This is a genomic window from Campylobacter lanienae NCTC 13004, from assembly GCF_002139935.1.
GTDB classification, from domain to species: Bacteria; Campylobacterota; Campylobacteria; order Campylobacterales; family Campylobacteraceae; genus Campylobacter; species Campylobacter lanienae.
The window spans coordinates 1,401,044-1,413,859 of sequence record NZ_CP015578.1; the positions used below are offsets into that span (position 1 = coordinate 1,401,044).

The 12,816-nt window shown below is 33.8% G+C and carries 12 protein-coding genes; all 12 read left to right on the plus strand.

What is annotated here, in order from left to right; genetic code table 11:
* The first annotated feature begins 63 nt into the window (after positions 1–63).
* The 12 genes from CLAN_RS07180 (at position 64) to CLAN_RS07235 (ending at position 12,717) form a co-directional block, all read left to right on the plus strand.
* Positions 64–885 (plus strand): coiled-coil domain-containing protein, encoded by an 822-nt coding sequence (locus tag CLAN_RS07180; RefSeq protein ID WP_147525235.1) that lies wholly within the window; start codon positions 64–66, stop codon positions 883–885.
* Between the two features lies 1 nt (position 886).
* Entirely contained in the window at positions 887–2,938 is a 2,052-nt protein-coding gene (locus CLAN_RS07185) for an acetate and sugar kinases/Hsc70/actin family protein (protein WP_100590936.1), read from the plus strand.
* 93 nt (positions 2,939–3,031) lie between these two features.
* Positions 3,032–3,670, plus strand: a complete 639-nt coding sequence (locus CLAN_RS07190) for an IS607-like element ISChh1 family transposase (RefSeq protein ID WP_002782963.1) — start codon at positions 3,032–3,034, stop codon at positions 3,668–3,670.
* A complete protein-coding gene (locus CLAN_RS07195) occupies positions 3,657–4,949 on the plus strand; it encodes an RNA-guided endonuclease InsQ/TnpB family protein (RefSeq protein ID WP_172618492.1) in 1,293 nt (430 codons plus the stop codon). Before CLAN_RS07190 ends, CLAN_RS07195 begins: the two co-directional genes overlap by 14 nt.
* 209 nt (positions 4,950–5,158) lie before the next feature.
* A complete protein-coding gene (locus CLAN_RS07200; protein WP_100590937.1) occupies positions 5,159–5,821 on the plus strand; it encodes a hypothetical protein in 663 nt (220 codons plus the stop codon).
* Between the two features lie 9 nt (positions 5,822–5,830).
* The gene (locus CLAN_RS07205; RefSeq protein ID WP_100590938.1) at positions 5,831–6,502 is read left to right on the plus strand and encodes a hypothetical protein; all 672 of its coding nucleotides are present in this window, start codon (positions 5,831–5,833) and stop codon (positions 6,500–6,502) included.
* A gap of 12 nt (positions 6,503–6,514) precedes the next feature.
* On the plus strand, positions 6,515–6,775 hold the full coding sequence (locus CLAN_RS07210; protein WP_100590939.1) for a hypothetical protein: 261 nt from the start codon (positions 6,515–6,517) through the stop codon (positions 6,773–6,775).
* On the plus strand, positions 6,772–7,317 hold the full coding sequence (locus tag CLAN_RS07215; protein WP_100590940.1) for a hypothetical protein: 546 nt from the start codon (positions 6,772–6,774) through the stop codon (positions 7,315–7,317). The genes CLAN_RS07210 and CLAN_RS07215 overlap by 4 nt, the downstream gene beginning before the upstream one ends.
* The gene (locus CLAN_RS07220; RefSeq protein ID WP_100590941.1) at positions 7,317–10,487 is read left to right on the plus strand and encodes an ATP-binding protein; all 3,171 of its coding nucleotides are present in this window, start codon (positions 7,317–7,319) and stop codon (positions 10,485–10,487) included. Before CLAN_RS07215 ends, CLAN_RS07220 begins: the two co-directional genes overlap by 1 nt.
* The gene (locus CLAN_RS07225; protein WP_100590942.1) at positions 10,480–11,607 is read left to right on the plus strand and encodes an HP0729 family protein; all 1,128 of its coding nucleotides are present in this window, start codon (positions 10,480–10,482) and stop codon (positions 11,605–11,607) included. Before CLAN_RS07220 ends, CLAN_RS07225 begins: the two co-directional genes overlap by 8 nt.
* Positions 11,608–11,620: 13 nt before the next feature.
* Entirely contained in the window at positions 11,621–11,800 is a 180-nt protein-coding gene (locus CLAN_RS07230; protein WP_086226058.1) for a hypothetical protein, read from the plus strand.
* Positions 11,797–12,717: a helix-turn-helix transcriptional regulator gene (locus tag CLAN_RS07235; RefSeq protein ID WP_100590943.1), complete on the plus strand. Its 921-nt coding sequence runs from the start codon at positions 11,797–11,799 to the stop codon at positions 12,715–12,717. Before CLAN_RS07230 ends, CLAN_RS07235 begins: the two co-directional genes overlap by 4 nt.
* Positions 12,718–12,816: the final 99 nt, after the last annotated feature.

Here is a 12,816-nt window from a genome sequence, read left to right on the forward strand (position 1 = left end):
ATATTGTGTAAGCTATTAAAAACTCTTTACAAAGCAACGACCAAAAAGAAAGGAATAAAAATAATGGCAATCGATATAGGCGATAAAGTGTTGTTTGAAATCAGAGCAACTGATTTTATGAAAGAGATTATCATCACTAAAGATGATATAGAAAAGATAGTTAGAGCCTTGGTTAATTTGGATACGAAAATTGAAAGTATCACCAAGAAATTAAATGAAATAGATACAGAAAACAAAACCGAAATAAAAAAAATCCCAGTCTTAGAAAGCCAAAACAAAATCTTGAGTAATGACAAACAACGCTTAGAAGTCGAAAAACAAGAGCTATCAGAGAATTTGAGAAGTGAGAAATCTCAAAATGATCAACTAAAAAGCGACAAAATTGGCTTAACACAGCAGATAGATAATCTAAAAGGGGAAAATAGAGATCTAAATTCAAAAAATCAAGATCTAAATAGTAAGCTAACAGATGAAAAGAGAAAAAATGATAAGCTAAATAAAGATATAAATACGGATTTGTTTAATCTATACAAGCAATTACCAGCTGATTTTCGTCAGACTTTTAGCTATATAAAAGCAGATACTCAAATGAAATTTATCATCACAAGTGGAGATAAACATACTCTTATCAATCTTTATGAGCATATAAAAAATGAAGCTAAAAATAATAAAGATATAAGCCAATTAAGCGAATTTTTTGATGAGTTATTTGAGATTCAAAGAGATATTTATGGCTTAGAAAGGATTGAAGCTAGCAGTGAATTTGATGAGTCAAATCACATAGATTTAGGAGGAAAATCTAGGGGAAAAATAGAAAAAACTATATTTAAAGGCTTTAAAGATGGTAAGCAGCCATATAAATCAGTAGTAAAAATAGGAGAATAAGATGAATGAACAAATAAAAAACATTTCTGAGATAACACTTCACAAAGATGAAAGGTTATTTAAAAGAATCACCGAGCTCGAATCATACGATAGCGCAACAAATAGCGTTGATCGTAATGAGCTAATAGATTTGCTCCTTGAAGTAGATAATATAGCAGCAAATTTAGACAAATATGACAGAGGGGTTTGTGAAGATATAAATTTAGGCCACTGGGATATTTATCGTGCTTGTGAAGCTCATAACAACACAGTAACAATTAAATTTAATGACACCTTGGTCGCTAGATCTCCAATTTTGGATATTAGAGAAAATGATGTGGTGGCTATTGATTTTGGAACCAAAAGCACGGTAGCTGGATTTATAGACTCAAAGACAAATAGAAAACAACTAATTCGCATTGGTGGTGGCAGTTACAAAAAAGACCACAACAAAAATGATTACGAAAATCCTACAATAATCGAATTTACAGATATTAGGACTTTTATGGAAGATTATTTCTCTGTGAAGTCTAGACCGCTTACTTCGTGGGATGATATATGTATATCACACACTGCTGTTAATCACTTAGAAGAAGCTGATAATGAAAATTTCTATAGATTTTTTACCAAGCTTAAACAATGGGCTAGAATCAAAAACTCAAAAATTCGCATTAAAGACAAATTAGAGACATACACTCTAAAAGATTTTTTAAAATGCGATCCAACAGATATAAATCCTATTGAAATTTATGCTTATTATATAGGGCGATATATAAACAATATGACAAAAGGAATTTATATAAACTATGTATTGTCTTATCCTGTTAAGTATGAAAAAGCTGTTAGAGATAAGATAAAAGAGAGTTTTGAAAGAGGAATCAAAAAATCCATCCCTTACGCAGTTCTCACATCACCAAAGCATAACATAAATGTTGATATAACGACTAGCGAGCCAGCGGCGTATGCTGTTTCTGCTCTTAAAGAGTATGGATTTAGACCGCCTTATTTAAAGCCAGATGAAGTTGTCTGCTATGGAATTTTCGATTTTGGTGGCGGGACTACTGATTTTGATTTTGGTATGTGGCGCACGGTAGATAGTAGGAAATTTGATTATAAGATTGAGCATTTTGGTGATGGTGGCGACCCTACTTTGGGTGGAGAAAATTTATTAGAGTTATTGGCTTTTGAGATTTTCAAAGATAACAAAGCGGTAATGAAAGAGAGCAACTGCTCTTTTAGCAAATCAGAGCTAGGAGAGGATTTTGGTGGGTCAGAATCCATAGTCAAAGATTCAAGAGAATCTAGAAAAAATACTACTATTTTGGTTGAATATATTAGGCCGTTTTGGGAAAATATCGGCAAAATAGATGAGATCGCTAAAGATAATAAAAATATCTCAAACATTCTCTCAGGTAAGATAAATCTACAGCTTATGGATAATGACTCTGGGCTTAAGCCTGTTGATTTAGAAGTAGATAGAGAAAAAATAGAAAAAATTTTGAAATATCAAATTTCAAAAGGTGTAAAAAACTTTATTAATAGTTTTAAAAATGTAGCTAGCAAAATGGATTTAAAAGCAAGCAATGATAAACTTTGTATATTTTTAGGTGGTAATGCCTCTCGCTCTGCTCTTGTGATGCAGTGCTTTGAAGAAGAGATAGGTAAACTACCAGAAGAGTATAAAAATAATTTTGAGATATTTCCTGCTCTTGGCACACCAGAAGCTGATGAGAAGAAAAGACAAAGAGGGCTTGAAGTAACTCACAGCGATGACTTTTCTAAAGAGATAACTTGCAAAACTGGAGTTGTCTTTGGGCTATTGGACAATAGAAAGGGCGGTAAAATACAAGTATTCTCTGAAATTAGTGCCGAAGATGAAGCTAAATTTGAGTTTTATATAGGTTGTGAAAAATATGAGAAGTTTAAGCTACTTGTAGATAGGAGCGATGCTGAGTTCAATAAAGGAGAGTGGAAAGAGATATCTGATTACGCAGATGAAAAAACAATCACTATCTACTATACTGCCGAGGCTAGAGCTACATCAGAAGAGAGCATTAGCATAGAGGGCTTATAACTGCTAAGTAAATTATAAAAAAATCTATAAAATTATATAAATATTTTATAGATTTTACTTGACTTATTTTTTAAAATTTGCTAAAATAGTCCTATGAATAAATTATTATCAATCGGTCAAGCTAGTAAAGCTCTTGGTGTTACTATCCAAACTCTTAGAAATTGGGATAAAAAAGGCTTATTAAAACCTGATGATATGACTAAGGGTGGAGAGCGTAGGTATAAGCTAGAAACATTAAAAGCTATAAATAAAAACCTAGTTTTTAATAAAGATAGCTTAAAAACTATTGCTTATGCTCGTGTTTCTAGCCACGACCAAAAAGATGATTTAATAAGGCAAGTTCAAGTCTTAGAGCTATATTGTTCTAAACAAGGCTTTAATTATGAAGTTATACAAGATTTAGGCTCTGGTATGAATTATTATAAAAAAGGCTTAACTAAATTGCTAAATCAAATTCTAGATGGCAAAGTAAAAAGATTAGTTTTAACTCACAAAGACAGACTTTTACGCTTTGGTGCTGAGCTAGTATTTGCTATATGTGAAGCCAAAGAAGTAGAAGTAATAATAATAAATAAAGGCGAAGAAAGCGTAAAATTTGAAGAAGAATTAGCCAAAGATGTGTTGGAAATAATCACAGTATTTTCAGCTAGACTTTATGGCTCACGCTCAAAGAAAAATAAAAAACTTTTAGATGAAATGCAAGAAGTGGTGGTAGAAAATGTCAGCAAATAATAATGAGCTTATTAGCATTTCTCATAAGATAGAGTTAAAGCCAAATAATAAAGCTAAAACTCATTTTAAAAAAGCCTTTGGTTGTGCTAGACTTGCTTATAATTGGGGACTTGCAAAATGGCAAGAATACTACAAGCAAGGCATTAAAGTAACACATTTAGATTTAAAAAAGGAATTTAATGCCATTAAAAAAGAACAATTCCCCTTTGTGTATGAAGTAAGTAAATATGCTACGCAACAGCCTTTTTTAAATCTAAATCTAGCATTTCAAAAATTTTTTAGAGATTTAAAACAAGGTAAAGTAAGCTATCCAAAATTTAAGAAAAAGAAAGATAATTTCGGCTCTTATTACATAGGTGGAGACCAAGCAATAATCAAAGATGAAAAATATCTAAAAGTGCCAAATTTAGGACTTGTAAAAATGAAAGAGAAATTGAGATTTAATGGTAAAATCAATTCTTTTACTATTTCTCAAAGTGCTGATAAATTCTTTGTTTCTTTTAGTATGCAAATTAGTAAAGATGAGTATCTAAAAACTCATAATAAAGCTAAAAATAATAATCTAGCACTTAGCATAGATGTAGGCTTAAAATCGTTTTTAAGTTTATCTAATGGCTTAGAGATAAAAGCACCTAAACCATTAGCTAAGTTTAATCGTTTAATGATAAAAAGAGCTAGACAGCTAAGCAAAAAGCAACACGCAAAAACCAAGCAAGAAGCATTACAAGGCATTAAAAAATCTAGCAATTATCTAAAAGCAAGTATTAAGCTAAATAAATTGCATCGTAAAATAGCAAATATAAGAAGTGATTTTTTACACAAGCTTACTTCTAGCTTGGTAGCAAATGCTAAATATTTTTGCTTAGAGGATTTAAATGTAAAAGGGATGATGAGTAATCATAGACTTGCTAAATCTATAAGCGATGTAAGTTTTTATGAGTTTAAAAGGCAACTAGAATATAAATCTAGCTACAACGATAAAGAAATCTATCAAGTAGATAGATTTTATCCTAGTTCTAAATTATGCTCTAATTGTGGAACTATAAAAGAAAATTTAGCTCTAAAAGATAGAGTTTATATTTGCGATGAATGTGGAATTAGCATTGATAGAGACTACAATGCTAGTCTTAATTTGCTTTCACAATTAAAGCAAAAAATAGGCAAAGTTCTTGCCGAATTTACGCCTGCGGACTTGACAGCTCTGCTAGATGATTTAGCAATAAATCAAATAGCAACTAGCAAGGTTGAAACAGGAATACAACAAAAATCCTATTTATAGAGTTTTATATCTTTTTATAGGATTTTATAGGTTTGTAAGAACGGTGTAAAAAGTCAAAATTTAATATTAGACCAAGAGTATGGCCCAGATGATTTAGTCAAAATCAAAAAACTAAGCGTTAATAGCTTTATTTATGAAGTATTTGATAAAAATGGAAAAAAATTATCAAATATAAACAAAGAAATCAAATTAGATTAAAAGGAGAGAATATGATAATACCTCAAATACCTTTAGATACTGTTATTAGTGTATTTAACACTATTGTCAATCTTGCTGGTAAAGTTGGTGGAGATATAATAGAAATAGCAAAAAAAATAGCTCCGTATGTTGAAAAAATAGCTCTTGTGATACAAACAATCTCCACGCTTATAGGGATAATCAAGCCTGAGGATAAAACCGAAGACATTGGTCAAGCTATGAGAGAAAGTAGCAAAAAACCAGAAGATTTCGATAGCATAAACGACTACATTGAGCACTTGCGAGATGAGATAAAATCTGGCAACATTGATACAAATAAGCCAAAAACAGATAATGAAAAAATAGCTGACATGGCTCTTGGGGTAGCTATTGCGATAAAAGCTATAGATGAAAAGTATGCTCTAACTACAAATAGTGATTTTTGGGCTCTAGTAGGACTAAAAACAAAAAGCGATGATATAAACGCAGATGAAGTCCAAGCTCTACTAGAAAGCTCAAAAGAAAGTGGTATAGATACAAAAAATATAGCAAACTATATCAAAGGAGATAAAGTAGAAAGTGGTGTAAAAGCTAGTGATGTATCTGAGCTAATAGAAAATAGCTTAGAAAAAGCAAATCCAAATATGAGCGATGAAGAGATCGCAAGTAGATTTAATAAATTATTAGAAAAATAAGGAGAAAATATGGGATTATTTAGTGCGATTGGTGGTGCTCTTAGTAGTTTTTGTTCAGCGGTTGGGTCTATTTGTTCGACTGTGGGTGGCGCTATTGCTGCTGGTATTGGGGCGTTAGCAACTGCTATAGCTCCGTATCTAGGTCCAGTGGCAACTATCGTGTCAGCCATAGCTAATATACTTGGAATCTTTAAAGAAAATGAAAGGCCAGAAGATTTAGGACAAGCTATGGAGCAAATGGATAAAAAGCCAGAGGATTTTGATAGTATAAATGAGTATATAGACTATCTAAGAGAGGGCATAAGATCTGGTGAAGTCAAGCTAAATGACAATTTAAGCGATATACAAAAAGCCGCTTACACCGCCACTGGTGCTGCGCTTGGTATAAAAGCCATAGATGAAAAATACCAACTTCAAACTAGCGACGAATTTTGGGGCCAAATGGGAAAAAAATTCGAAGAAGGCAAGATAACCCCAATTGAGATAACTAAAATACTAGAAACCTCATCAAAAAATAGTGTAAGCGCTGAAAATGTAACCAACTACATAAATGGCGATAAGATGACAGATGGACAAAAAGCATCTGGTGTTTCTGATGCCATAGAAGGTGGTCTAAAAGCAGCAAATCCAAATATGAGCGATGAAGAGATCACAAGTAGATTTAATAAATTAATAGAATAATAGGGGGAAAATATGGGGTTTTGGGATTCGATTGGTGGTAGTATTACTCCGGGTGGTGGTTTGTGTGGTGCTATTGGTGCTGTTTGTTCGGCGGTAGGTTCGTCATCTAGCGTCCCGTCCGAACCAGATTTAGATTTGGACGAGATAAGACGACAAATGGATGCAATGATAGAAAAACAGAATAAAAAGATGAAAAACTTATCGCTAAATGATAAATATAAATTAGATGATAGCAAAGAGTTTTTTGCCAAACTAGGCAAGGAGAAAAGATGAAAAGAGTGAATTTGTTTTTTATACAAAATAATGAAATAGCTGTCTTGCGCTTAAAAAATATAAATAAAAGCGAACAACAGCTTGAATTTCTCAAAAAAGAAGGTGAAAAATTCCAAGCTATAAATTCTGATTTTTGGGCTTGGTGGGAAGAGAAGGTTGGGTTTTCAAATGGTGATGAGATGGACTTTTGCTTTGTATGGGATGAGAAAAATGATCTAATTATGCAAAATGAGAGATTTTGCAATGATCTAGAATCTGATATTTGGAATGAAGAAACCCTTGATTTGCTTTTGGGGCTTTTTGATATTAAAGGCAAGATAAGCTCTCCAAATGGTAATTCTATCGGTTTTGAGCAGTATGAAAAAGAGTTTTACACTAACTTAATACTAAAAAACCAATTACCACCAAAAAGTAGAGCCAACAACTCTAGCAAAAAACAATTCAATCAAGGCACAATAGCCCCAACTATCCAAGATGAAACACCGATGCAAAAATATTTCCGTGAAATGCGTGAGAGAGAAGATAGACAAAGGAGAAAATAATGAGCGAAATCAAAAGTTTTTTAGAAAAATTTAATAACTACTATCTAAACGCCAACAAACATAAGGTAGAAAAAACCGCCGAACTAGATACTAGCGATGTAGTATTATACAAGATAAATAGCGTAACATACAAAAAAGACTCACCAAGGAGAGAGGCCTTAGAAAATGTACTTAGCTCTCTTAGAATAGAGGGGATAAATTTTATCTATTTGATTTTAGGCAATAGCGAAGGGGTGGAGTTTTACTATGGTCTTTCAAGAGATTATTCTTATACCAACGAGCTAGAAATCGACATAGATGAAATAGGAAAATATATACTAGAACCTAGCATAAAAGGAAATTTCCGTGGTAGCGAAATCCAAAAAATCGAAGAGAATACAAAAAGAAAAATTTTAGAAAGAATAGGCTCTAACAAATATTACAGCATAGTAGAGGGCGTCCCTGGGGTCTTAGAAAAAGATGATGAGTTTCAAGGGGTTGATAGATTAGCTGATGTTATGAGTAATAGCCCAGAATACGGCTTTATGATTATTTCATCCTTAGTTAGTGATGCTGAGCTAGAAATAGTCAAAAAAAATATCTTTAATATATATGCGACCCTAGCAGAAATAGGCAAAGAGAGCAGACAAGTATCTAATGGGACAAATACCAGCACAAATGAGAGTAAAAGCGAAGGCCAATCAGAGACAAAAGGCACTAGCGATAGCCATAGCCAAACAGACAGCACCGGCACAAATGAGAGCAAAAGCGAAGGTCAATCAGAAACAAAAGGTACTTCAAAAGGCGCCAATAAGAGCGAAAGCAGAACAGAAACTACTACCAACAATGAAGGTACAAATGAAGGAACAAACAAAAGTATTACCCTCCAAACAGGCACAAGCAAAGGAAGCGGCTCATCTAGTAGCTCATCTAGCACAAACAAAAGCTCTAGTGAAGGCACCGTGACAACTAGCGCAACGACAAAAGGCAGCAGTAAAAGCCAAGCAATAGCACAAACTACTGGCTCAAACCAAAGCACTAATGAGAGCACCTCCACAAACACCAATACCACCACAGGTAGCAATACGAGCAAATCGATAGCCAAAACTACTAGCACCAATGAGAGCACCTCCACAAACACCAATACCACCACAGGGACTAGCGAAGGGACATCCTACTCACAATCAGTCACCACAGAAATAGTAGATAAACAAGCACAAGATTGGATCAAATACATTGATGATATGCTTTTGGCTAGGTTGGATTATGGTAGTGCTAAGGGGATGTTTAGAAGCGGTATGTTTTGCTTTTCAAATTCCAAAGCCATACTAAAAAAGCTAGAAAATACAGTAATGTCGCTATTTAGTGGTGAAACTGGCAATAAAATACCTTTAAGATCGTTTTTGATAAAAGATGATTTACAGCTAGAATCTTTAAAAAATTTACAACTACCAAAAATCCATTCAGATGTAGATACAGAGCTAAAATCACTACTATCTCAAAGCGATTATGGTATGGGAAATTTAATTAGCTCAAAAGAGCTAAGTCTAATAGCTGGATTACCAAAAAAAGATATTATGGGACTAGAATTAAAAGAAGAAGTGGAATTTGGTCTAAACTTCGAAACATTCGATAACCCATTAGAACTGGGCTATCTACTCCAAAGTAGAAACAAAACAAACAAAATCGTAAGCATAGACAAAAAATCCCTTGATAAACACATTTTTATCACAGGCGTAACTGGTAGCGGGAAAACTACAACTTGTTTGAATATTTTAGAAAATTCAAATTTGCCTTTTTTGGTTATTGAGCCTGCCAAAACAGAATATAGAATTTTAAAAGAGAAATATCCTGATTTACTAATCTTCACTCTTGGCAATGATAGCTTAGCCCCATTTAGGCTAAATCCTTTTGAATTCTTCCCACATGAGAGTATAACCTCTAGGGTCGATATGATAAAGGCTAGTATAGAAGCAGCCTTTGATATGGAAGCCGCAATCCCACAAATCATAGAAAGTGCAATATATGAATGCTACGAAAATAAAGGCTGGAATATCGGCACAAACAAAAATGAATATTATGGCGATAAAGCATTTGATGATGGTGTTTATGCCTTTCCTACACTTGATGATTTGCTTGTCCAAGTAGAAAATGTGGTTAAAAAACAAGGCTTTGATGAAAGACTTAAAAATGATTATCTTGGCTCAATTAGAGCTAGATTAAAAGGGCTTATCGTAGGGTCTAAGGGCTTTATGCTAAATACCAAGCGTTCAATAAACTTCAAGCAACTGCTTAATCAAAGAGTCGTTTTTGAGCTAGAAGAGATCAGAAATGGTAGCGAAAAATCTCTTATTATGGGATTTATATTAACTCATTTATTAGAAGCTATCAAATCAAATTTTGAAGAGCGAAACGAGCATAAATTAAATCACATAATCTTAATAGAAGAAGCGCATAGGCTTCTTAGCAAATATGAGCCTGGCGATAGTATGAATAAAAAGCAAGGTGTAGAAGTATTTACCGATATGCTTGCTGAGATTAGAAAATATGGTGAGTGTTTGATGATAGCAGACCAAATACCAAACAAACTAGCACCTGAAGTTCTAAAAAACACAAATACAAAAATTGTTCATAGAATATTTGCAGCCGATGATAAAAAGGCAATAGGAAATACAATGGCGCTAGAAGATGAACAAAGCGATTTTCTAAGCAAATTAAGAGTGGGTGAAGCTATAGTTTTTAGCGGTGGATTTAATAAATCTGTATCAGTCAAAATCAATCAAAGCTCCAAAACCACTGACAAAATCCTAGACAAAGAGCTAATCAAGCAATCTGCTTTGGAATTCTACACACAAAACGCCAAAAGCGGAATACTCATCGGCTCAGATATCATACAAAATCCAACCAAAGATGATATGCTCAAGCTATTTGAACTACAAAAAGAAGGTGTAAAAGATCTAGTAAAACAGATCAGACAAGACGGAACAAAGATAACTACCTCCCAAAAAGAGTTGAGAAAATTCATCGATAATGGGGTTAGTATTGATATTTTGGTGAGAATTTTTATGGTTGAGAATTCGATTTTGGCTCAATATACAGATGAGATAAAAGAGTATTTAGATAAATATTTAAACAACTCTTTCTTAGCAAAAGATACAAAAAAATTTGGGGATATATTCAGAGATGCATAACCTTCTAATCCTATACAACCCAAGATATAATAGCGATTTGATAAAGGCGCATTTAGAACTCCTAAAGGAGTGTGGCAAGGTGGCATTTGGCAAGGTACGAGTCAAAAACAACAATATGCCACACCCCTTTAAGGGCGAATTAGAAAAGATATATAATGATACAAATCCTGATAGCTTCACTCAGCTTTTTATCACTGATTATTCAAATTTATATGTCGCTAAGGTGGTAAAGATCAGTAGCGATGACCACACCGCCATAGCGCCTAAGTATTATCAAGAGCAAAATTTGCTAGTAGAGAGCTGGTTTGTCATCACAGATATGCGTGAAATTTATAGAAATGAATTTGAGAGTGTTAGGGATTATTTTTTGTCCCGTATCACCTTGCCTTTGCGTGATAATCACACCTACGCCCTATATGGCAATAACTATGTATATCCACTCATCATCGACCAAGACCAAAACTATTTCGAAGATGAAACCCTACACCACACAGATATCTATAAAACCAAAAAATATCTAAAAACCAAAAAAACCCTATCTAGATACTGCTTTGGCACAAATATCGATAAACTGATGAGCGATACCATAGATGCGGTAGTTTTGGCCGAGATCGAATACATACAAAACCAAAAAAATATGCTAAATGATTTTAGCTCTATTTTGGTGAAGTATTCTAAGAGCGTTGAGAGAGAATTTTACTCTCTTTTTAAAGCTCTTTTTGCCTATTTGTGTTATCATAATCCTGGACTTTTAACCATCAGATATGATGTCCAAGGTATAAAATATCAGCTAAAAGATATTTTCACACATAAACCAAATTTAGGCTCATATGGCTATTTGATGAAGCAAAGCGAGATATCTAGCACCTTTGAAAACCTAGTCCCAAATGATATAAAAAATGGCTTTTATTATAAAATACTTAATTTTATGTATATTTTAAAAGATATTAGAAACGAAAATATCCACGGCAAAAACGCCACCATAAAAGAGACCCAAAAGATCAGAAATGCGATCCTAGGCATAGGTCAAGAGAGTATTTTGATAACTTGTTTGGAGCTAAAATCCAAGCTAAATGCCCTATCCAAAAAGTCCAAAATAGATCGCTCAAAACAAATTTAAAAAAGGAGAGAAAATGAACGGCTTTGTCCCACATATCCAAACCCTAAAATGCCCAAAATGTGGCAAGAAAAAGGTGATCACCGCTGGCTGTGTAATTAATTTTTATTCTTGTCCAAAATGCGATACAATAATGATCCCTTCTAGCGGAAATTTCATAGATAAACTCATAGGCAAACTCAAAGGCGGCCGATGAATTCCAACAGCTCAAATGGCGAAAATATGATCCGCAGACTCATGATAATGCTAAAAATGCTATATCTGGGTCAAGGGCTAAATCCTAGCGAGCTTTGTAGTGAGTTTAATCTTAGTTTGCGAACCATGCAAAGAGACATCGCGCGCTTAAAAGAGTATTGCGCCCTAGATATACAAAAAGCCAAAGATGGAAAATACTATATCTCACGCACAGAATACGAAGATGGATTGCTAAGCTTTGGGGATATCAAAACCTTCGCCAAAAGAAGCGGCGTAGCCGATCTATACCCCAAGCTCGACACCCCAATGATAGCCGATATACTAAGCGCCACAATCTCTAAAAGCCTTATCGTATCAAGCGAACCAAAGCAAGACTCCAAAGAGTTAAAAGATCTATTTGAGCTACTAAGCAATGCTATTTTAGAACACTGCGTGATCAGCTTTTATTACAATGGCTCACAGCGCACCATCAAACCCTATAAGCTCATAAATACAGCTGGCGTCTGGTATCTCCTAGGCGATGAAAAGGCCAAATTAAAGCACTTCACCCTATCTAAAATCAAAAGCTACAAGTCACTAGACCAGCACTTCACCCCCTCAAATACATTTTTAAAACGAATAGAATCTAATAATCTCAAATGGTTTAACACTAGCCTAAAAAACGCTAGAATCCTAGTTTCTCCCAAAGCCAAAGAGTATTTTGGGCGTAAGCAAGTATTTAAAAGCTACAAATTAATCAAAGATGATGAAAATGGAATTTTGCTAAATGTAGAGTTTGCTTTTGATAATGAGCTATTAAACATTATAAAAGCTTGGATCCCATATATCAAAATCATAGAACCCAAAGAGCTAGAGACAAAGCTAAAAGATATCTTAAAATCCTATATAAATGATGAACCAATAAGCAATCTAGCTTAATCCGCCGCCATTTTTGCGGTGAATTTTTAGCCATTACAACTGCGGCGAATTTGATCGACCTCGCCGCAAGAAAGCCAAATTTAACCAAATATTGTATTT